17 protein-coding genes are annotated in these 21,994 nt (G+C 61.3%); 10 read left to right on the top strand and 7 right to left on the bottom strand.

The window, feature by feature from the left end:
- Window positions 1–324 precede the first annotated feature (324 nt).
- Together DD235_RS09920 and DD235_RS09915 are read right to left on the bottom strand one after the other, a co-directional pair.
- Window positions 325–1,440 (bottom strand): NADH:flavin oxidoreductase, encoded by a 1,116-nt coding sequence (locus tag DD235_RS09920; protein WP_109061903.1) that lies wholly within the window; start codon window positions 1,438–1,440, stop codon window positions 325–327.
- A gap of 18 nt (window positions 1,441–1,458) precedes the next feature.
- Window positions 1,459–2,247, bottom strand: coding sequence for an SDR family NAD(P)-dependent oxidoreductase (locus DD235_RS09915; RefSeq protein ID WP_109061902.1), 789 nt, complete (start codon window positions 2,245–2,247; stop codon window positions 1,459–1,461).
- Window positions 2,248–2,388: 141 nt separating this feature from the next.
- On the opposite strand from DD235_RS09915, the gene DD235_RS09910 reads away from it, so the two are divergent.
- Entirely contained in the window at window positions 2,389–2,958 is a 570-nt protein-coding gene (locus DD235_RS09910) for a TetR/AcrR family transcriptional regulator (protein WP_109061901.1), read from the top strand.
- Between the two features lie 80 nt (window positions 2,959–3,038).
- Here the strand turns inward: DD235_RS09910 and metG are convergent, their stop codons facing one another.
- Window positions 3,039–5,141 carry a methionine--tRNA ligase gene (metG, locus tag DD235_RS09905; RefSeq protein WP_109061900.1) on the bottom strand — a complete coding sequence of 701 codons (2,103 nt, stop codon included), beginning with the start codon at window positions 5,139–5,141 and terminating at the stop codon, window positions 3,039–3,041.
- A gap of 102 nt (window positions 5,142–5,243) precedes the next feature.
- Complete coding sequence (locus DD235_RS09900; protein ID WP_109061899.1) at window positions 5,244–5,510, bottom strand: hypothetical protein; 267 nt, start codon at window positions 5,508–5,510, stop codon at window positions 5,244–5,246.
- Window positions 5,511–5,698: 188 nt separating this feature from the next.
- Here DD235_RS09900 and apbC point away from each other — a divergent pair, with 188 nt between their 5' ends.
- The 4 genes from apbC to dcd all read left to right on the top strand — a co-directional run bounded on the left by apbC (window position 5,699) and on the right by dcd (window position 12,816).
- The gene (apbC, locus tag DD235_RS09895) at window positions 5,699–6,787 is read left to right on the top strand and encodes an iron-sulfur cluster carrier protein ApbC (RefSeq protein WP_109061966.1); all 1,089 of its coding nucleotides are present in this window, start codon (window positions 5,699–5,701) and stop codon (window positions 6,785–6,787) included.
- Between the two features lie 23 nt (window positions 6,788–6,810).
- On the top strand, window positions 6,811–8,646 hold the full coding sequence (locus DD235_RS09890) for an autotransporter assembly complex protein TamA (RefSeq protein ID WP_164497340.1): 1,836 nt from the start codon (window positions 6,811–6,813) through the stop codon (window positions 8,644–8,646).
- Window positions 8,643–12,143 carry a translocation/assembly module TamB domain-containing protein gene (locus DD235_RS09885; RefSeq protein WP_109061897.1) on the top strand — a complete coding sequence of 1,167 codons (3,501 nt, stop codon included), beginning with the start codon at window positions 8,643–8,645 and terminating at the stop codon, window positions 12,141–12,143. Before DD235_RS09890 ends, DD235_RS09885 begins: the two co-directional genes overlap by 4 nt.
- A gap of 106 nt (window positions 12,144–12,249) precedes the next feature.
- Window positions 12,250–12,816, top strand: coding sequence for a dCTP deaminase (gene dcd, locus DD235_RS09880; protein ID WP_109061896.1), 567 nt, complete (start codon window positions 12,250–12,252; stop codon window positions 12,814–12,816).
- 199 nt (window positions 12,817–13,015) lie between these two features.
- Here dcd and DD235_RS09875 read toward each other — a convergent pair whose 3' ends face one another.
- The gene (locus DD235_RS09875) at window positions 13,016–14,068 is read right to left on the bottom strand and encodes a cytochrome-c peroxidase (protein WP_109061895.1); all 1,053 of its coding nucleotides are present in this window, start codon (window positions 14,066–14,068) and stop codon (window positions 13,016–13,018) included.
- A 401-nt stretch (window positions 14,069–14,469) separates the two neighbouring features.
- Here DD235_RS09875 and DD235_RS09870 point away from each other — a divergent pair, with 401 nt between their 5' ends.
- The 4 genes from DD235_RS09870 to gcvH all read left to right on the top strand — a co-directional run bounded on the left by DD235_RS09870 (window position 14,470) and on the right by gcvH (window position 19,234).
- The gene (locus DD235_RS09870; protein WP_109061894.1) at window positions 14,470–16,731 is read left to right on the top strand and encodes an arginine/lysine/ornithine decarboxylase; all 2,262 of its coding nucleotides are present in this window, start codon (window positions 14,470–14,472) and stop codon (window positions 16,729–16,731) included.
- Between the two features lie 6 nt (window positions 16,732–16,737).
- Window positions 16,738–18,018 (top strand): BaiN/RdsA family NAD(P)/FAD-dependent oxidoreductase, encoded by a 1,281-nt coding sequence (locus tag DD235_RS09865; protein ID WP_162300461.1) that lies wholly within the window; start codon window positions 16,738–16,740, stop codon window positions 18,016–18,018.
- 213 nt (window positions 18,019–18,231) lie between these two features.
- Window positions 18,232–18,849 (top strand): superoxide dismutase, encoded by a 618-nt coding sequence (locus DD235_RS09860; RefSeq protein ID WP_109061893.1) that lies wholly within the window; start codon window positions 18,232–18,234, stop codon window positions 18,847–18,849.
- Window positions 18,850–18,862: 13 nt separating this feature from the next.
- Entirely contained in the window at window positions 18,863–19,234 is a 372-nt protein-coding gene (gcvH, locus tag DD235_RS09855; RefSeq protein WP_109061892.1) for a glycine cleavage system protein GcvH, read from the top strand.
- Window positions 19,235–19,310: 76 nt separating this feature from the next.
- Here gcvH and DD235_RS09850 read toward each other — a convergent pair whose 3' ends face one another.
- Complete coding sequence (locus DD235_RS09850; protein ID WP_109061891.1) at window positions 19,311–20,654, bottom strand: aminotransferase-like domain-containing protein; 1,344 nt, start codon at window positions 20,652–20,654, stop codon at window positions 19,311–19,313.
- Window positions 20,655–20,824: 170 nt separating this feature from the next.
- Between DD235_RS09850 and DD235_RS09845 the strand changes: the two genes are divergently transcribed.
- Window positions 20,825–21,238, top strand: coding sequence for a PaaI family thioesterase (locus DD235_RS09845; RefSeq protein ID WP_239990101.1), 414 nt, complete (start codon window positions 20,825–20,827; stop codon window positions 21,236–21,238).
- An 84-nt stretch (window positions 21,239–21,322) separates the two neighbouring features.
- On the opposite strand, the gene upp is transcribed toward DD235_RS09845, so the two are convergent.
- Window positions 21,323–21,955 (bottom strand): uracil phosphoribosyltransferase, encoded by a 633-nt coding sequence (gene upp / locus DD235_RS09840; RefSeq protein ID WP_109061889.1) that lies wholly within the window; start codon window positions 21,953–21,955, stop codon window positions 21,323–21,325.
- Between the last annotated feature and the right edge of the window lie 39 nt (window positions 21,956–21,994).

Here is a 21,994-nt window from a genome sequence, read left to right as displayed (position 1 = left end):
AAGAATGGCTCCGGCAAGGAATCGGTGCGTAGTCATGCGTGCTCCATTCTATATATAGTGGTGTATTTGAGGTTTTGATCTATATGTAGTGTGTGGAGCATAGTCCTTTTGGCCGGACGGATACCTTGATATTGGTTAAACAATGGGGAGAGTAGAGGAAACAGGATGTTTCTGCGGGTGCTGGATACACAGCAGGAAATGAGGTTCAGGGGGAGGCGTTGGGGAAGGGATGCCTGGCATAGGTGCATATGCCAGGCTGTATCGGCCAGAGCAGTCTGGTCAGAGAAGCTGTGTTGAAAGCAGCCGCCAGCGGCGGTGCGTGTGTCAGTCGAGTGTGGCCAGGTCTGTTGCCTTGAAGCCTGCCAGTTCCTGGGTGCGTTCATCCCGGACCTTGTTGACCCAGTCGGCGTCGGAAATCAATACGCGGCCGATGGCAATCAGGTCAAATTCGCCTTGCTCGATACGCGCAGCCAGGTTGCCCTGCAGTGTGGTGGCATGGGAGCCCTGACCACCAAAGGCGCTGAAGAAATCATCGGACAGCCCGACTGAGCCTACGCTGATGGTGGCTGCGCCAGTGAGTTTCTTGGCCCAGCCGGCAAAGTTCAGGCCTTGCTCGCCATCCAGTTCCGGGAACTCCGGTTCCCAGAAACGCCGTTGCGAGCAGTGCAGGATATCGACGCCCGCTTCTACCAGCGGTTGCAGCCATGCAGTCATCTCCTCGGGCGAGCAGGCATTGCGGGCGGTGTAATCCTGCTGCTTCCATTGACTGACGCGCAGGGCAAGAGGAAAGTCCGACCCGACTGCCTGACGCACCGCCCGTATGGCACTGGCAGCAAAGCGTGATCTCTCTGCAATCGTGGCACCGCCGAATGCATCATGCCGCAGGTTGGTGCCCTGCCAGAAGAACTGGTCGATCAGGTAGCCGTGGGCACCATGCAATTCGACGAGATCGAATCCCAGTTGCCGTGCGCTGGCGGCCGCCTTGGCGAAGGCGGCGACCGTGTCGGCAATGTCTTCTTCAGTCATCGCGACGCCGCGTGGATCGTCGGGGCCAACCAGTCCCGAAGGGCTTTCAACCGGGGCCTCGGGTACCCAGTTGGTACCCATGCTGCGGGTGGAGCCGGTATGCCATAGTTGCGGGCCAATGCGGCCGCCGGCCGCATGCACCGCCTGGGCGACATGTTCCCAGCCGGCCAGGGCCGCCGGACCATGGAAAAAAGGGATGCCCGGATCGTTGCGTGATGCCGGACGATCAATGACGGTGCCTTCGGTCAGGATCAGGCCGACGCCGCCTGCTGCGCGACGGCGGTAATACTCAGCCTGTTTTTCTGCCGGTATGCCGTCCTGCGCCATGGCTCGCGTCATGGGGGCCATCACGAAACGGTTGGGCAGGGTCAGTCCGTTGACGGTGAAGGGACTGAAAAGGATTGTGTTGGACATCATGTTTCCTTGCTGTGTTCAGGAGGCGCTGCGATAACGTTGTGCGGCATGGCTTTGATCGAGATCGCCCAGCAGAGCCAGGCGTGCGGTGTCCAGGGCGTTCCAGTGCGCGGCATCCTGGAGCGGTGGAATGGTGACCGGCTCGTGCCGGTCGAAACCGACCAGCGCCGCATCGACCAGTTCATCGACCTCCATGATATCGGTCACGGTATCGATATCGATACCGGCCTTGTCCCAGATAGCCGTCCGCGTGGCGGCAGGCAGCACAGCCTGTATCTGGATGCCCTTGGGCCCCAGTTCCTGCTGCAGGCCCTGCGACAGCAGCAGCACGTAGGCCTTGGTGGCTCCATAGAGCGTCATGCCGAATTCCGGTGCCAGGCCGACGACCGAGCCGATATTGATGATGGCACCGGTTCCCGCCTCGGCCAGCCGCGGTGCGATGGCCGCCGACAGGCGTGTGAGTGCCGTGATGTTGAGGCCGATGAGCCTGTCGATGCCGGCAGTGTCCTGCTGCAGGAAGCCCCCCGCTTGTGGCAGGCCGGCGTTGTTGACGAGGATGCCAATGCGGCGATCGGAACGGAGCCGGTCTTCTACGGTCGCCAGTTCCTGGTGAATGGTCAGATCGGCTGGCAGGACATCGACGGCGACCTGGTGTGTTCGGGCAAGCGCCGTGGCCAGTGTCTGCAGGCGTGCCTGGTCTCGGGCGACCAGGACGAGATCGTGTCCCCGGCTCGCAAAGCGTTTGGCATAAACAGCCCCGATGCCGCTGGATGCGCCGGTGATCAGGACGGAGGGTAATGTAGTCATGAAGTTCCTCGTGATGGCATGGAGGCTTATCACTTGCCATGCGTGTCTGTGTTGAGATGACGTGCGATATAATGATGATGGTCATCATAATTGATGTCAAGATTTTTTGATTATGAATGAAATCATAAAGAGGACTGGAACATGAAAGTCAGCAAGGCGCAGGCACAGGAAAACCGGCAGCGGGTTGTAGATGCTGCATCCCTGCTGTTCCGCGAGCGTGGTTACGACGGGGTGGGGGTGGTCGAACTGACGGCGGCCGCTGGCTTGACGCATGGCGGCTTTTACAAACAGTTCTCTTCCAAGTCTGCATTGATGGCCGAGTCTGCTGCCTGTGGCCTTGAACAGTCAGTCAGGCAACTGCAGGGACTCGATATGATTCAGTTTGTCGAAGGCTATCTCTCCAGGGCGCACCGGGATGCGCGAGGTCCTGGGTGCACGATGGCCGGACTGGGGGGGGATGCCGCACGGCAGGGCGAGGACGTCAGGAATACGTTCAGCCATGGCATCGAAACCCTGGTACAGGCGCTTGGCGATAAGCTGGCAGGGCAGGCACTGCCCCATGATCGCACCCGGATACTGGCACTGCTGGCACAGGTTGTGGGGGCATTGGTGCTGTCGCGTGCGTGCCCTGACACGTCTGCATTGTCAGATGAAATCCTGGTTGCCTGCCGCCAGCAGGCATTGGCGCAGATACAGAACACGCAGGCATGAAAAAACGCCCCAGGAATTCTCCGGGGGCGTTTTGCCTGGTGATGTGAAGACCAGGTAGATATCCGGCCTGGAGGAATCCGTCAGCCGATGCGCATACCAGGCTGTGCGCCGGGCCAGGGTTCCAGCACATACAGGCCGGGTTCCTGCTTGCGGTCGGCGTGAGCCGCCGACAGCACCATGCCTTCCGAAACGCCGAAGCGCATCTTGCGCGGAGCCAGGTTGGCCACGACCACGGTCAGTTTGCCGGCGAGATCTTCAGGCTTGTAGGCTGACTTGATGCCGGAGAAAATATTGCGCAGGCGGCCTTCGCCCAGGTCCAGCGTGAGCTGCAGCAGCTTGTCGGAGCCTTCCACTTCCTTGCACTCGACGATGCGGGCAATGCGCATGTCGACCTTGGCAAAGTCGTCGATGGTGATGTCCGGCTCGATGGCGGCCCCTCCGGGCAGGGTAGCCTGCGCTTCCTGTGCCGGCGCACCGATGGCGGTATTGCCGGATGGCATCTCGAAAAGCTGGTCGAGCTGCTTGGGATCGACGCGCTGCATCAGGTGCTTGAAGGGGCTGATCCGGTTGGGCAACTGGCCGGCATCCTGCCAGGCAAAGCCTTCTGGCCGGCCGAACAGCTCGCGTGCCACGCGATCGCCCAGCGCGGGCAGGATCGGCGTGAGCATGACCGACAGGGCCTTGAAACCCGCCAGGGCGCGCGAGCAGACATCCTGCAATTGGTTGCGGGTGGCCTCGTCGGCATCGGCCCAGCCCTTTGCCAGCACCCAGGGTTGCGCGGTGTCGAAGGCCTGGTTGATCTGGTCGGCATGCGCCATGATGTCGCGTATGGCGCGGCCATATTCGCGTGCCTCAAGCAGGTCGCGGATCTGATCGGCGGCCTGCTGCCAGTGCGCGGCCAGCGCGGCTGTATCGCCATGCACCCGGACTTCGCCGTCGAAGTGCTTGCTGATGAAGTTGGCGGCGCGGCTGGCAATGTTGACGTATTTGCCCACCAGGTCGCTGTTGACGCGAGCCACGAAGTCATCGGGATTGAAATCGATGTCTTCGACGCGGCTGTTGAGCTTGGCGGCGATGTAGTAGCGCAGCCATTCGGCATTCATGCCGATCTCGAGATAGCGCAACGGCGAGATGCCGGTGCCGCGGCTCTTGGACATCTTTTCGCCACTGACAGTGATGAAGCCGTGCACGTTGAGCGCGTCCGGCACCTTGCGGCCTGAAAATTTGAGCATGGCGGGCCAGAACAAAGCGTGAAAGTAGACGATGTCCTTGCCGATGAAATGAACCTGCTCGGTCGGACTGTCCGGTGCCAGCAGGGCATCGAAATCCAGGCCGGCCTTGTTGCAATAGGCCTTGAGCGAGGCCAGGTAGCCGACGGGGGCATCCAGCCAGACGTAGAAATACTTGCCTGGTGCATCGGGGATCTCGATGCCGAAATAGGGGGCGTCACGCGAGATGTCCCAGTCAGCCATGGAGGCATCCGAGGCATCGCCGCTGCCCAGCCATTCGCGCGTCTTGGCCAGGACCTCGGCCTGCAGGCGCTTGTTGCCCTGGCGATTGTCACCGCGGGTCCAGTCCTGCAGGAACTCTACGCAGCGCGGATCCGACAGTTTGAAGAAGAAGTGCTCGGACTGGCGCAGCACCGGCGTGGCGCGGGTAATGGTGGAATAGGGGTTGATCAACTCGGTCGGGCTGTAGACCGTGCTGCATTGCTCGCAGGCGTCGCCGTATTGATCCTGGGCATGGCAGTGCGGGCACTCGCCCTTGATATAGCGATCGGGCAGGAACATACCCTTGATCGGGTCATAGAACTGCTCGATGGTGCGGCTTTCGATGAAGCCGGCTGCCTTGAGCGCCTGGTAGATGCTGCCCGACAGTTCGACGTTCTCGGGCGAGTGGGTCGTATGCCAGTGATCGAACCGGATGTGGAAGCCGTTGAGGTACATCGGCCGTTCGGCCGCATAGCGGGCGACCAGTGCTTCGGGCGTGATGCCCTCGGCCTCTGCCTTGAGCATGATGGGCGCCCCGTGGACATCGTCGGCTCCGACGAAATGTACGGTATGTCCCGCCATCCGCATGCTGCGCACCCAGATATCGGCCTGGATGTATTCCATGATGTGGCCGATATGGAAGGAACCGTTGGCATAGGGCAGTGCGGTGGTGACGAACAGTGTGCGCGACATGGATCTGCTGAAGGAAAAATGACGGAGGGTGAATCCGTCATTTTAGGATGGATGCCGGGTTTTGTCCCGGCGTGATCCGAGGCGCGCTGCCCGCTGCGGCCTTCAGCGTACTTCGCGGACCTCGACGTCGATGGCGTCCTGGTTGCTGAAATGCTGCTTGCCATACTGGAATGGCTTGGGGCGGGCGGCCTGGCGACGGGCCCAGTAAGTACGGATGCCGAACGGCTGGCCGCGCAGGCGCGCCACGATGTAGAGCACGCCGACGGCTATCGCCGTGGAAACCATGAAGATCAGGGCCATGCCCATGCCGACCAAGGCCAGGACGGCCAGCACGGCGAGACGGAGAAAACGGCTGATGGTGTCTTTCATAAAATGATTGAGTTCCGTGTGGGGAGAAAAGTTCCCTGCGATCTGTTCGAAGGCTGGTGACGGAGTGTGTGTATTACTGCGATCCGACAGCTTATCCGCTATCCTTGTCGTCTGATGCATGAAAGAAAGATGCATGTTTTCTGGCAGCATACATTGCCATGCCGCCATACCGCAATGATGGAAACGAAATGACAGCAACACTCGAACAGATCCGCGCCGTGCTGGATAGTATCGTCGATGACGCCACCGGGGTCGCGCTCGGTCACGCGGTTCGCGACCGCGACATCGATCTGGGCGGCAGCGTGCCCGCCATCCGTGCCGAGGTCGGCTACCCCCTGCCGGAAGAGCGCCGCGGTGCGCTGCTGGGGCAGGCGCTGGCCGCATTCAGCGAGGCAGGCATTGGTGAGGTCACGCTCGACCTGCAGTGGAAAGTGCAGTCGCATGCGGTGCAGCGTACGCTCAAGCCCGTGCCGGGCATACGCAATATCATTGCCGTCTCATCCGGCAAGGGGGGCGTCGGCAAGAGTACCACGGCCGTCAATCTGGCTCTGGCACTGGCGCGCGACGGTGCCAGCGTCGGGATGCTGGATGCCGATGTCTACGGTCCCAGTCTGCCCACCATGACTGGCGCGACCGGTCGTCCTCCCAGCCATGATGGCAAGACGATGGAGCCACTCGAGGCCCACGGCATCAAGGTCAATTCGATCGGTTTCCTGATGGGAAACGATGCGCCGGCGATCTGGCGCGGTCCGATGGCTACCCAGGCGCTCGAGCAACTGCTCCAGCTGACCAACTGGGGTGATCTGGACTATCTCATTATCGATATGCCGCCGGGTACGGGCGATATCGCCCTGACCCTGTCCCAGAAAGTGCCGGTGGTGGGGGCGGTGATCGTCACCACGCCGCAGGACATCGCCCTGATGGACGCGCGACGGGGCTTGATGATGTTTAACAAAGTGGATGTGCCGATTTTGGGTATCGTAGAGAATATGGCCGTGCATGTCTGTTCCAATTGCGGTCATGCAGAACATATTTTCGGAGAAGGAGGCGGTCAGCGCATGGCGCAGCAGTACGACACCCCCTGGCTGGGCAGCCTGCCACTGTCCATGCCGATACGTGTCCAGGCCGACAGCGGTCGACCGACGGTGGTGGCCGATCCGGGCAGTGCAGAGGCTCTGGCCTACCAGCAGATTGCCCGCCGTGTGGAGGGCCGTGTTGCCGTGCTGCCCCGTGACATGAGTGCCCGCTTCCCTTCCGTCGTGGTCGAATCTCTCTGAGGCGCGTGGAAAATGAGGACTGGATGCGTATAGCGTCGGGATATCCAGGCTGCTGGCTCTGGCTGGCAGCGACCGGGCTTTGTCTGGCATCGCCGCTTTCGATGGCTGCCGAGCAAGAGGCATCCAGGCCTGAATCGATCCGGCCCGAGGTCACGATCGATCCGGGCGGTGTAGGGCCCGAGGTACTGCAGGCCATCATGGGGTCTGTCGATGTGATCGTCAGGCTGGCCGAGGACATGGACGGTGGCGAGTCGACCCGGCTGCGTCGCCGTGCATACGAGGCCGCACTGTCGGCCCTGGCGACGCAGGGTTATTTCGAACCGGTCGTCACGCTGGAGGTCGGTACAGACTTCGCCGGCGAGACCTGGGATTTCGTGATTGAGCCAGGCAAACGTGCCGTGGTGCGCAAGGTCGATCTCGAATTTACCGGGGCAGCTTCACGGCCCGAGTTCGCTGAACGGCGCGAGACATGGCGTCAGGACTGGCAGTTGCCGGCCGGCGATATTTTCATCAACAAAGCGTGGAGCCAGGCCAAGGCCGATCTGCTGAACCAGGTTGGCGAGCAGGATTTCTTCCTGGCCCGCCTGGCGCACTCTCAGGCCCGGGTCGACCCCGAAGCCGGTGCGGTGGATGTCTCCGTCACTATCGATAGCGGCCCTCGTGTGCTGCTGGGCGAACTCAAGGTTGAAGGGCTGCGTCGCACGCCCGAGGAACTGATCGATTATTACGTGCGCTACAAGCCCGGCCAGCCTTACGAACGGGACCAGTTCGTGACCTGGCAGCAACAGTTGCAGAGCACCAACTTTTTTCGTGGTGCCTTTGTCTATCCCGAGCAACCGACGGCAGATGATGACGTCGTGGTCAAGTCCGATGGCGACCTGACGTTGCCTGTCCAGGTGCAGGTCACCGAGGCGGCGGCCCGGCGTTATGCATTCTCATTGGGGCTCGATAGCGACGTGGGTGTGCGGGCCGAGGCGCAATATCGCCAGAATATCGTGTTCGGCCTGCCATTGACGATGGAAACCGGTATTGGACTGGACCGCAAGCGTCAGCGTGCTTATCTGGATTTCTACCTGCCACCCGATGCCAATGGCTACAAGGACAGCATAGGCTTGCTGGCTGATCGCTCGGATATCAATGGCCTGGACGTGACGCGGCTGGCGCTGGGGGCGACCCGATTCATCGGCTGGCGATCTGAAACCAACCGTCGCGTTGACTACGAAGCGCGTTACGGTGCGCTGCTGGCGCATGACCGGGTGCGCCTGGAGGATGGCGAACCCTACAGCCTGCCTTCGGCTTCGCTGACGGCAGAATGGCTACGGCGAGACGTCAACGACAAATACGATCCTCGCGACGGCAACCTGATCGTGCTGGGCACGGGGGGCGGCATGACGCTCGACGACGGCAAGCCCTACCTGCGCGGCAGCCTGCGCGTGCAGACATGGTGGCCGCTCAGCAAGCGCGATATCCTGAGCCTGCATGCCGAAGTAGGCAAAGTCTGGGCCAATGACCAAGTCCAGGTGCCTGACGATTTTGGATACCGCACCGGTGGCGCACGCAGCATTCGTGGCTACAAGTACCGCAGCATTGGCGAGCACCGTGACGGTGCCGTCATTGGTGCGCGAACCCTGGCGCTGGCTGGGATTGAGTACACCCACTACTTCAACGATACGGTCGGCATGGCGGTGTTCGTCGATGCTGGTGATGCCGCTGCATCATTCAAGGACATGAAGGTATTTACCGGCTATGGTGCCGGCGCACGCGTGCGTACGCCGGCCGGGCCGCTGGAACTGGACCTGGCCTGGGGACAGCGCGATCACCGCCTGCGCCTGCATTTTTCCCTGGGGATCGCATTTTGAGATCGCTCACATACCTGCTGCGGTTGCTGGTCTACTGGTGGCTGCCGGCTTTGGCGATGCTGTTGACCATTGCTGTCGGCTTCGTGGTTTGGGCACTGGGCTCGCAGCCTGGTACCCGTTTCCTCCTGCAGACCGTCAGCAGTCAGTTCGGGGGCGAGGTGCGTGAGGTACGAGGCTCCGTACTGGGCGGACTGACGATCGGGCATTTTTCTTTGAACGACCCGGCGTTCGAGGTGTTGCTTGAAAACGCAAGGCTCGACGTGGATTGGCTGGCGCTGGGTTCGAAACGCCTGCAGGTCCGTGAGCTGTCTGCTGGTCTGGTCCAGGTTGCATTGCACAGCAGTGAGGAGGATGCTGCTCCTGAGCCGGAAGACGAGGCACCATTTGCCATGCCGGTGTTGCCGGTTTCAATTGCTCTCGACAAGTTTGCCGTGGGGCGTTTCGAATTCCAGCAGAATGGCGAGTCGCTGCCGGTTGGCGTGAGCGATGTCGAGGCGGCTCTATTTCTGGGTGCAGCACAAGCGCAACTGGTGTTGACACAGGGGCGGGTGAGCCATGAGCAGGCCGAGGTCGACCTGAGTGCAGATATGCGTCTGAGCGGCCTGCAGGATCCCTGGCCGCTCAGTGGCTGGGTCCAGGCCAAGGCCAGGGGGGCAACGGCCGAATCCGTGTTGTGCGTGCCTGCGCGCGTGCAGCGCCAGGATACGGCCGATGCCTGCGTGCTGGACCTGACAGTGGCAATGGAAGGATCGCTTGACACCATGACCACGACGCTGGCCGGCAGCGGTGCAGGACTGTCGCTGCGTGCGCAGGCCGATCTGTTGCCGCGTGCGCCCTTTCCTGTACGCATGGCTGATATCGTGCTCGATATTGCCCAGGGCGGCAGCATCGAGGGCAAACTGGACTGGTCGGGTGAGGGCGGTGGCCAGACGCCCGACTGGCGGGCGTGGAAAAGCAATCTGAAGATTCGCGGTCTCGACCTGTCGCGCTGGTTGCCTGCGGATGTGCCGCAGGCGGTCATTTCGGCCGACCTGGCTGTCGATGGGCGGCTTGATGAACAGGGGCGGCCGCTTGATGTCGGGCTGGATATGCGCATGGGGCCTGGCGCGCTCTGGAACCGGCAGGCGGTGTCCGGCAGTCTGGCGTTGCGGGCCGATATGGCCGGGCCAGACTGGACGACATGGAGACTGCCTTCGTTCCGCTCGGATCTCAAGGTGGGGGATGCCGGCCTGCGCGGCAATGGTGCCTGGGGGCGGGCTGGCGACAAGCTTGTGCTGGATGTGGCCGTGCCTGCGTTCGGTACGCTGTGGCCGGACCTCGAGGGGCGGGCCGATCTGAAGGCCGAGATCGAAGGCTCATTGCAGGCGCATCGCCTGCGGCTGGAGGGGCACTATGCGCCCCGTAATGTACTGCCTGGCGTGGTCGGCCAGGGGCCGGCCTCGGCCAGACTCAATGCTGCCGGCGCATGGTCGGCATCCACGCAGGGCTGGCGTGGCCAGTTGTCGCAGTTGCAGGCTGAGCACGCAGGATTTTCTCTGGCATTGCAGCAGGCGTTGCCGCTGTCTCTTGATATGCCCCCGGGCCAGCCACTGCAGTGGCGCGTCGGGAAAACGACATTGCTGGTGGGCTTGCCCGATGATCAGCAAGTGGCAATCGATCATGAATTGAGCGCGGGCGCGGGCGAGCGCATCCAGAGCAAGGGCCGCATTCCGGATCTCGTGCTCAGCAGTGGTCTGGTGGACAAGCTCAAGGCCGCTTTCCAGCAGGCAGACAGTGCCACGGCCGATGCGCGGGGTGGTGTGGTCGTGCTCAATGAGCGCCGGTCCGAGCAGCGTGTCAACCTGTCCGCAGAGTGGGATCTGGTCGTGGCCCAGCATCTGACCGGTACGGTCAGCATCGAACGACGCGGTGGCGATATCCTGATTCCGGGTGAGCCCCAGGTGGCATTGGGACTCGACAAGTTGCGCATCGAGGCGCGCGCGCGTGCGGCGGGTGCGCGTGGCAGCCAGGTCGATATTGGCCTGGAGTTGCAGAGCCAACGCGTGGGCTCTGCCAGCGGGGAAGGATCGCTTTTGCTGGTCAGGCCGGCTGCCGGTGGCTGGGCGCTGAGTCCGACCGTGCCCATTCGGGGTGCCTTGCGGGCTGACCTGGCAGATTTGTCATGGCTGGCATTGCTGACGGGTGATTCCCTGGAGGTGGGGGGGAGCCTGCGTGCCGATGTGCAGGCCGAAGGCTTGCCCGGCAAGGACTGGGATATCCGCGGTAGCGTGAGTGGCGAGAAACTGCGGGTCGTGCGTGTCGATGATGGTATCCGGCTGGTCGACGGCCGGCTGGCGGCACGTTTCGATGGTGATCGGCTGTTGCTCGATGAACTGTACTTTCCTGCTTCTGTCCGGGTCGAGGCAACCGAGTGGCGTACCCGCGAATGGATCGCCAAGGAGTCCGATGTCAAGAACGGGTACGTCAAGGCAACCGGCGACTGGAACCTGATGGCCTCGGCGGGCAAGATCCGCGTCGAGATGCACCATTTTCCGGCGATGCAGCGGACGGACCGCTATGCCATGCTGTCGGGGGCGGTCGAGATCGACGCGGCGTTGCCTAAGGTCAGTGTTACCGGCTCGCTCACGGCCGACGCCGGATGGTTCGGTCTGGATATGCTTAGCAGCGTGCCGCGCGTGGATGATGATGTGGTGGTCGTGCGCAGCATGGACCAGCACGTGGCACAGTCATCCGCACTGGATCTGTCCATGCAACTCAAGATCGATCTGGGGCCGCGTTTCTATATCGTGGGCCTGGGGATTGATGCGGGGCTGGTTGGTTCGCTCGAAATCACGCTCAGGGATGGACGCCTGACGGGCATGGGTACTTTGCGCACGCGGGCAGGCCGGATTGAGGCCTATGGTCAGCGGTTGCGTCTTCAGAAAGGCATCCTGACCTTCCAGGGGAGCCTGGAAAATCCGCTGCTCGATATCGAGGCTCTGCGCAACGAGGGGCAGGTCCGCGCAGGGGTGCGCGTCGTCGGTACGGCGCAGCGGCCTCGCATCGACCTGATTTCGTATCCGGAGGTCTCCGATGTCGAAAAACTGTCCTGGCTGCTGCTGGGGCGCGGCCCGGATGAGGGCGGGGGCGATACGTCGATGCTGCTGTCTCTGGGCGCGTCGCTGATTGGAGGCAATGGCGAGCCGTTCTATCGCCGTTTCGGCCTGGACGATGTCGGTATCCGCAGTGGCTCGGTAGGATCATCCGGTAGCCTGCTGCCGGATGTGACGGTGGCGGGCAGCGTGAACCGTACCGGGGATGATGACCTGTCTTCGCAATTCATCTATGCCAGCAAGACATTTGCCGATGGCATCACGGTGGGCATCGAACAGGCATTGTCCGGTTCCGAAACCGTGGGACGCATTGGCTACCGACTGGCACAGGGTCTGTCTCTCGACCTGAAGACAGGTACCGTCAACGGCCTGGAGCTGATCTATCGACTGATCCTGCCGGATTGATCCGGCGCATGCCGATGGCAAAGATGCGGCGCGCATGTCAACACATCGCGCCGTGGCTATGCCATACTTGCGCCTTGTACAAAACTCGCCGGTTTTCAGGGCCCCTATGAGCATTAAAAGTGATCGCTGGATTCGCCAGGCTTCGGCCGCAGGCATGATTGAACCCTTCGAACCCGGACAGGTCAGGATTGATGCCCGGGGCGAGCGCATCGTCAGCTTCGGCACCAGCAGCTATGGCTACGACGTGCGTTGCGCCGACGAGTTCAAGATTTTCACCAACATCAATTCCACGATCGTGGATCCCAAGAATTTCGACGAAAAATCATTCGTCGATTTCAAGGGTGATGTCTGCATCATCCCGCCCAATTCCTTTGCACTGGCCTATACGGTCGAGTACTTCCGCATCCCCCGCAACGTGCTGACGGTTTGCCTGGGCAAGAGTACCTATGCTCGTTGCGGCATCATCGTCAACGTCACGCCGCTGGAACCGGAGTGGGAAGGCCACGTCACGCTGGAATTCTCCAACACCACGCCGTTGCCGGCCAAGATCTATGCGGGCGAAGGCTGTGCCCAGATGCTGTTCTTCGAGGGCGACGAAGCCTGCGAGACTTCCTACAAGGATCGCGGCGGCAAGTACCAGGGGCAGCGTGGCGTAACACTGCCACGCACCTGACGCTGTGGACCCTGGAGGAGCGGGACCGGACCCGCTTGAACTGACAAGGCGCTACCCTGTGCGGGGGCGCTTTTTGCCTTGGGGCGACCCGACCAGCAAAAAGCCCGTTTGCCAAAGGCAAAACGGGCTGCAGAGTCGTGCTGTCAGGTTGCCCATGCGCGGGCAACCTGGGCAGGGGCGGGAGCGCCCCTGCGTGCCATTACATCGGCTTGGGCAGCGGCGTATCCCTGGTGCTGGGCGGCAGGATCGGGTATTCGACCTTGGGCTGCTCACCGGTCAGCGTCTTCAGGAAGGCCGTGATGGCCTTGACTTCGCCGTCGTTGAGATCATGGCCGAGCTGGCTGGTGCCCATGATGGCAACGGCCTGTTCCAGATCCCAGACCTGTCCGCTGTGGAAGTAGGGGGCGGTCAGCGCAATGTTGCGCAGCGGGCCGGCGCGGAAGACGTACTCGTCCACGGCGGTTTCCGTCACGGCAAAGCGACCCTTGTCACCCTCGGGCAGGATGTTGGCCCCCGGCTTTTCGATCACGCCGAAGGGGAAGTAGCCCTGCCCGCCGACGTTCTGGCCGGCATGGCAGGCCACGCAACCCTTGTTGATGAACAGGTCCAGGCCCTGCAGCTCTTGCTGCTCAAGCGCCGACTGGCCGGCCAGGAACTGGTCGAAACGCGAATTCGGCGTGACCAGGGTCTTTTCGAACGCTTCGATGGCATAGGCCATGTTGTCGAAGGTGACCGGATCCTTCTCGCCGGGGAAGGCCTTCTGGAAGAATTCCACGTATTCGGGAATGCTCTTGAGGGTCGTCACGACGTGTTCGGGTGTGCTGTTCATCTCGACGCTGGCCTGAACCGGGCCCTTGGCCTGGGCGGCCAGATCGGCGGCACGACCGTCCCAGAACTGGGCGGCGTTGAATACCGCGTTCAGCACGGTGGGCGAGTTGCGAGGACCGGCCTGCCAGCCGTGGCCGATCGAGGTCGGGATGTTGTCTGCGCCACCGGTGCCGACGCTATGGCAGGTATTGCAGGTAATGATGTGGCTGGCCGACAGGCGGGGTTCGAAAAACAGCCAGCGACCCAGTTCGATCTTGTCGTTGCTGATATTCTGCTCTGTGATGATCTGCTCAGCCGTCGGGATGGGCTGGAACAGATTCTGTGCAGTGGCACGCAGGTCTTTTTCGACGACCTGTTGATCGGCCATGGCCGGATTGGCGGCCAGGAATGCACAGGATATGGCAAGAGCGAGTCGGTTATACATAACGCTTCTCCATGGTTGAACAACCTTCTTCAGGCTTTATATAACCATGCTGTCAGCATAGGAATCTTTGCGTTACATCAAAGGTTCGAATATTGCGAAAAACCGTCCTCCGGTGATTTTCAGGATTATTCCGCATGAAAATCATTCACGATTTTCGGCAAGGCATGCCGATATGCGACAGATTGTCATCAGTATGGATTTACAATTCGGCCAAACCAAGTGCTGGCGCGGGTTTCGACGGGTCGCTTGAAAGATTTCAGAGTATTTGTTTTTATCTATTGGGTATATTCCAAAATGCTATCGTGCGATAATCTGGATATATATCCGGGGTATTTTATTTTTCTATCACCTCAATTCATGAATGCTATTCCGATGAATAATTTCGCCAAGGAGCACCAGGCATGAAATTTCGTTTTCCTATCGTTATTATTGATGAAGACTATCGCTCGGAAAATGCTTCCGGCCTGGGTATCCGTGCACTGGCTGCAGCCATCGAGGCAGAAGGCGTCGATGTTGTCGGGGTGACCAGCTATGGCGACCTGAGTTCGTTCGCGCAACAGCAGAGCCGCGCCAGCGCCTTCATCCTGTCGATCGATGACGAGGAGTTCGATGTCGATTCTCCCGAGGATGTGGCGCATGCGATTCGCAACCTGCGTACCTTCATCGGCGAACTGCGTTTCCGCAATGCCGACATCCCGATCTATCTGTATGGCGAAACGCGTACGTCCGAGCATATTCCCAACGATATCCTGCGCGAGTTGCATGGCTTCATCCATATGTTCGAGGACACGCCCGAGTTCGTGGCCCGGCACATCATCCGCGAGGCCAAGAGCTATCTGGACGGACTGGCTCCGCCTTTCTTTCGTGAACTGGTGCAGTATGCGCAGGAAGGTTCCTATTCCTGGCATTGCCCTGGCCACTCGGGCGGCGTGGCATTCCTGAAAAGTCCGGTGGGGCAGATGTTCCATCAGTTCTTCGGTGAAAACATGCTGCGTGCCGACGTCTGCAACGCCGTGGACGAGCTGGGCCAATTGCTGGACCATACGGGGCCGATCGCCGAGTCCGAGCTCAATGCCGCGCGCATTTTCCATGCTGACCACTGCTTTTTCGTGACCAACGGTACTTCCACCTCCAACAAGATTGTCTGGCATGCCAACGTGGCACCGGGTGATGTGGTGGTGGTGGACCGCAATTGTCATAAATCGATCCTGCATGCGATCACCATGACAGGCGCGATTCCGGTGTTCCTGCGCCCGACCCGCAATCACCTGGGAATCATCGGGCCGATTCCGCTCGAAGAGTTCGACCCGGAAAGCATCCGTCGCAAGATCGAGGCCCACCCGTTTGCGCGCAATGCGGTGAACAAGCGGCCGCGCATTCTGACGCTCACGCAAAGCACCTACGATGGCGTGATCTACAACGTCGAGATGATCAAGGAACGCCTGGGCGATGCCATCGATACGTTGCATTTCGATGAGGCCTGGCTGCCGCATGCGTCCTTCCATCCTTATTACAAGGATATGCATGCCATCGGCTCGGACCGTCCTCGCAGCAAGAATGCCATGGTGTTCGCCACGCACTCCACCCACAAGCTGCTGGCCGGTATTTCACAGGCGTCGCAGATCGTCGTGCAGGAACCCGAGGCGCGCAAGCTGGATCGCAACATCTTCAACGAAGCCTACCTGATGCATTCGTCCACTTCGCCGCAGTACGCGATCATCGCGTCCTGCGACGTGGCGGCTGCCATGATGGAGCCACCGGGTGGCACGGCACTGGTCGAGGAAAGCATCCGCGAGGCCATGGACTTTCGCCGCGCCATGCGCAAGGTGGCGCTGGAGCTTGGGCACCATGACTGGTGGTTCAAGGTGTGGGGACCGGAAGGGCTGGCACCGGAGGGGATCGGCAAGCGCGAGGACTGGGTGCTGCAGAATCGCGGCAACTGGCATGGTTTTGGCGAGATCGCGCCCGGATTCAACATGCTGGATCCGATCAAAGCTACCATCGTCACGCCGGGGCTGGATGTGTCCGGCAGTTTTGGTGAAACCGGTATTCCGGCGGCTCTGGTGTCGCGTTACCTGACCGAGCACGGCATTGTGGTTGAGAAGACCGGTCTGTATTCGTTCTTCATCCTCTTTACCATCGGTATTACCAAAGGTCGCTGGAACACATTGCTGGCATCGCTGCAGCAGTTCAAGGACGACTACGACCGCAACCAACCGCTGTGGCGCATTCTGCCCGAATTCTGCCGTGCACACCGGCAGTACGAGCGCATGGGCCTGCGTGATCTCTGCCAGCAGATCCATGAAGCCTATCGTGAATTCGACGTGGCGCGACTGACCACCGAGATGTATCTGAGCGAAATGGAGCCGGCCTTGATTCCGTCCGAGGCCTTTGCCCGCATTGCGCATCGGCGCATCGAGCGCGTGCCTGTCGAGGCGCTGGAAGGTCGCGTCACGGCCGTGCTGCTGACCCCGTACCCGCCGGGCATCCCGCTGCTGATTCCGGGCGAGCGCTTCAATCGCTCCATTGTCGATTACCTGCGCTTTGCCCAGGGGTTCAATGCGCGCTTCCCCGGTTTCGAGACCGACATGCATGGACTGGCGACCGAGCGTCAGGCCAATGGCGAGCTGCGTCACTACGTTGACTGCCTGATCGAGGATTGAGCGGCTGTGCGTGCTGACCTGGATGTCATCATCATCGGTGCCGGCGCGGCCGGCATGATGTGTGCCGCTGTGGCCGGGCGGCGTGGGCGTCGCGTGATGCTGGTCGATCACGCCGAACGGCTGGCCGAAAAGATCCGCATCTCGGGGGGCGGTCGCTGTAACTTTACCAACCGCCGCGTCGGGACCGAAAATTTCGTTTCCGACAATCCCGACTTCTGCCGCTCGGCGCTGGCGGGCTATGGTCCGGATGATTTCATCAAGCTGGTCGATGCACATGGTATTGCCTGGCACGAGAAACATCGCGGGCAGCTTTTCTGCGATGACAGCAGTGAAGACATCATTGCACTGCTGCGCCGTGAATGCGATCAGGGCAAGGTGGGCTGGCGCATGCCTGCGCGGGTGCAGTCCCTGGAAAAAGGCGACCTGTTCACGGTGCACACGACGCTGGGTGTCCTGAAGGCCCCCCAGCTCGTGATTGCCACGGGCGGCATGGCTATCCCTCAACTGGGGGCGACCGACTTTGGCCTGAGCGTGGCGCGCCAGTTCGGCCTCAAGGTGATCGAGCCTCGTCCGGCACTGGTCCCCCTGGTCTTCGATCAGGCGCAATGGCAGCCATTTTCGACTCTGGCCGGGCTGTCGTTGCAGGCCGAACTGACTACCGGGCAGGGCCGCCAGGCAGGTGCGTTCGTCGAGGATCTGCTGTTTACCCACCGGGGGCTGTCCGGGCCGGCCATCCTGCAGATTTCCAACTACTGGCAGCCTGGGCAACCCATCAATGTCGATCTGATGCCAGGCGTCGATCTCGATGCCTGGTTGCTGGATGCCAAAAAAGCCCCCCACGCTGGTCGCTGCGCGCCGGCGCTGTCCCCCAAGGGGGGGCCTTTTGCCTTGGGACGGCCCGGCGACAAAAAAGGCGGTCGGCAGTCGCTGATCAATGCCCTGACGACACATTGGCCGCGTCGCCTGGCCGAGTCGTGGCTGGCGGCAACGGGCATGGCAGAGCAGGCTGGCTGTCGTCTGGCTGACCTGCCTGATGCCACGCTGCGCCAGGCCGGCAGGCAGGCCCAGGGCTGGCAGCTCGTGCCGTCCGGCACGGCCGGCTACAAAAAGGCCGAGGTCATGCGTGGCGGCGTGGATACACGTGGCATCAACCAGAAAACCATGCAGGCCCGCAACGTCCCGGGACTGTTTTTCATCGGCGAGGCGCTGGACATGACCGGCTGGCTGGGAGGCTATAACTTCCAGTGGGCCTGGTCGTCTGCCGTGGCCTGTGGCAGGGCGCTGTAGGTGCTATTGCATCCGCATGCCGCCGACCCAATGGCTGTCCGGATCATACGGCCGGCCTGCAGACAGGCTGCTTGCCATCAGACTGGATATTGATTTTCATTATTGAGAATTAATCGATATTCTGATAAGGATATGCTTTGTTTTCTATCCCGGACGGGGGATAATCATTCGTTCGCTGATTGCGTTTTCCATTTATCAAATCGGAGATTTCACATGGCCTATACCTTGCCCGCACTGCCCTATGCCTACGACGCACTGGATCCCCACGTCGATGCGCAAACCATGGAAATTCACCACACCAAGCATCACCAGACCTACATCAACAATCTCAATGCCGCGCTCGAAGGTGCCGGCGTGTCGGCCGACCAGCCCGTCGATCAACTGATCGCCAATCTGGACAAGCTGCCTGAAGGTATCCGTACCGCTGTGCGTAACAACGGTGGTGGTCATGCCAACCACACGCTGTTCTGGACCGTGATGGGCCCCAACGGTGGTGGCCAGCCCACGGCCGAACTGGCGCGTGCCATCGATGCCGACCTGGGTGGCTTCGATGCCTTCAAGGATGCTTTCACCAAGGCTGCGCTGACCCGCTTCGGCAGCGGCTGGGCCTGGCTGAGCGTCAATGCACAGGGCAAGCTGGTGGTTGAAAGCACTGCCAACCAGGACAGCCCCCTGCAAGGCGGCAATACCCCGGTGCTGGGCCTGGATGTCTGGGAACACGCCTACTACCTCAAGTACCAGAACCGTCGCCCCGACTACATCGCTGCTTTCTACAGCGTGGTCAACTGGGACGAAGTCACCCGCCGTTTCCTGGCCGCCAAGGCAGCCTGAGTGGAGTGACGGCATGAATCTGCCCGAGGATCGTCGCTACGCCGCCACGCATGAATGGATTCTGCCCGAAGGTGAAGTCTGTCGGGTCGGGATCAGTGATCCTGCCCAAGACCAGTTGGGCGATCTTGTCTTCGTGGGCGAGGTCAAGGTGGGGGCCCGGCTGGGCGCAGGCGACGTGGCCGGCGTTGTCGAGTCGGTGAAGGCGGCTTCAGATATTCATGCGCCGGTCAGCGGTGAGATCGTTGCCTTCAACGATGCACTGGAAGCGGGGCCGGAGCAGGTCAATGCCGCGCCCTACGAGACCTGGATATTCAAGATCCGGCCCGACCGGCCTGCCGACATCGACAGTCTGCTTGATGCCAAGGCCTACGGGGCCTCGGTCTAGGCAGATCGCGCATCCAGGATTTCGGGCCGGTAGCCGCAAAGGCACCGGCCCGAGTCGTATGGGGACGTTGCGCGTCTCATTGAGGTGGAAACGCTTCTATCGTTGCCCGCACTTCACTCAAGGCCGGGCCCAGCTTTTCGAATGGCACGGAGGCCAGCGCCAGTCGCAGCGCATGCGGTGCATGGCGTGTCGTGGCATAGGCTTCGGCCTTGGAGACGGCAATGTTCCGGGTTGCCAGTGCCGTGGCGATTCTGTCCATGCGCAGGCCTTCGGGCAGTCGCAGCCACAGGAAAGGGGCTGCGGGGTGGGCGGTCATGTCCATGCCGTCCAGTATGTTCCTGGCCAGTATCTGCCGCTTGCGCCATTCATTGCGCAAATACGTCTCCTGGCGCAGGACGGTGCCGCTATCCAGCCAGCGGACAGCCATGGCCGACACGATACCCGGCAAGCTCCAGCAGGCGGCGCGTATCGTGGCTCTGATTCGAGTAGCGCAGTGATCGGGCACGATCATGAATCCAAAGCGCAGCCCACTGGCCAGGCTTTTTGAGAGGCTGGATACATGGATTGTCCTTTCCGGTGCCAGGCTTGCCAGTGCGGGAGGAGGTTGGGCTTCCAGGTAGGCGTATGCTGCATCTTCCAGCAGCCAGCAGTCATGTCGTCGCGCAATATCGACCAGTTGCAGGCGTTGTGCATGCGACAGCACCCAGCCCAGGGGGTTGTGCAGGGTAGGCATGGCGTGGATCATGCTTACCCGGTGCTGCCTGCACAGTCGATCGAGGGTTGTCAGATCCGGCCCGTCCGACAGGCAGGGAATGGGCAGGACCTCGAGGTGCTGTGCCGCAGCAAGCATCCGCAGTCCCGGGTAAGTCAAAGCGTCGGCGGCCAATCGGTCGTGAGGTGCGAGCAGGGCTGCTGCTGCAATGTATAACCCCTGCTGGGCACCATTGACGAGGAAGATTCGTTCAGGGGATGCCTCGATGTTACGCGTCTGGGCCAGGAACGCCGAGACACTGGCACGTTCCCTCATGCGACCCCCCGGTGGTGGCTGACGCAGCAGGATGGCGGGATCTCCGGCTGCGGCCAGTTCACGCAGCATGGTGCGCAGCAATGCGGCCTGTTCCGGATGATCTGGATGGTTGAAGGACAGGTCCAGGGCCGAGGCATTCAGGCGTGCTTCGTCGCTGCTGTCCCAGTCGCGTTGCCGTGCATGATCTCTGACGAAAGTGCCGCGTCCGGTTTCGCCGATGACCAGCCCCATTTCGCCGAGGCGAGCATAGATTTTGCTGGCAGATGCCAGGGCCAGTCCGTGCCGGGCCGCCAGTTGTCTGTGCGTTGGCAATTGCGTTCCGGGCGGCAGCCGGCCTTCGCGGATGCTGCTGGACAGTGCTTCGATCAGGGCGGCGACGGAATGACGAGGCATGCGATGTGTATGCAGGACAATTCTTTGATTGTCATAGTCTACGTCATTATGCTGGCCTGACCCGATATCAAAAGGAGGCCGCTATGACTCGGACAGGAACACACTTGCCGGTGCTTGAGTATTTGCAGAGAGCGGTAGCCGGCCGTCTGATGCCGGAGGATGCTACTCATATGCAGTATCCGACGGCGATCTCGCAGTTGCTGGGATTCAGTATCGTGGCGGTTGATGAAGGCACGGCGACGATTGCGTTCGACGCTGACGCTGCTCGTCATGGCAACCAGCAGGGCACAGTGCATGGCGGGATGCTGTGCGAGCTGGCGGACGCGGCCATCGGGACGGCACACTCGACGCTGATAGCCGAAGGTGAAAGTTTTGCCAGCATTGATCTGAAAGCGACGTTTTTGCGCCCGCTCTGGCGTGGGCGTCTGTTGGCGCATGCCCGGATCGAGCACCGGGGGCGCACCGTCAGCCACTATCGGTGCGATATCCTGCGTGAAGATGGCAAACCGGTCGCGAATATTGCCAGTGCAGTCATGACGTTGCGCGGTGGGCAGGTGCACGGACATTCAGGACGGGCACGCTAAACCGGCAAGCAGATCGTGCCTGCTGCCGAGTCTTGTATGCTTGCGCGCCTGAAGCCTAACCCGTCGTTTCCGGCAGCAATGGGATCAGTGCTGCTTGGTGCCGAAGATACGGTCGCCGGCATCACCCAGGCCGGGCAGGATGTAGCCGTTCTCATTGAGCCTGTCGTCAATGGATGCTGCGTAGATGGCCACGTCAGGATGGGCCGACATGACGCGCTCGATGCCCTCGGGCGCAGCTACCAGCACCAGCGCACGGATTTCGCGGCAGCCGGCGCGCTTGAGCAGGTCAATGGTGGCGATCATGGAGCCGCCTGTGGCCAGCATGGGATCGATGACCAGCGCCAGTCGCTGGTCGAGTTCGCCGACCAGTCGTTCCATGTAAGTCTGGGCTTCGAGGGTTTCCTCATTGCGGGCGATGCCGACCACGCTGACGCGAGCGCCGGGAATCAGCGTGAGCACGCCGTCGAGCATGCCGATGCCGGCCCGCAGAATGGGCACGACCGTCACTTTCTTGCCCGAGAGCTTTTCGACCTCTACGTCGCCAGCCCAGCCCCGGATGGTCACGGGCTCGAGCGGCAGATCCTTGACGGCTTCGTAGGTCAGCAACGCACCGACTTCCTGCGATAGCTCACGAAAGCTTTTGGTGCTGAGATCGGCACGGCGCATCAGGCCGAGCTTGTGGCGAACGAGGGGGTGGCGGATTTCGTGAATGGGCATGGCGAGGTCTGGTGCAACAAGGCTGGCAGGGTCAATGGC

It is taken from the genome of Corticimicrobacter populi (assembly GCF_003123725.1).
GTDB lineage: Bacteria > Pseudomonadota > Gammaproteobacteria > Burkholderiales > Burkholderiaceae_B > Corticimicrobacter > Corticimicrobacter populi.
This window is presented reverse-complemented; position numbering and strand designations above follow the sequence as displayed.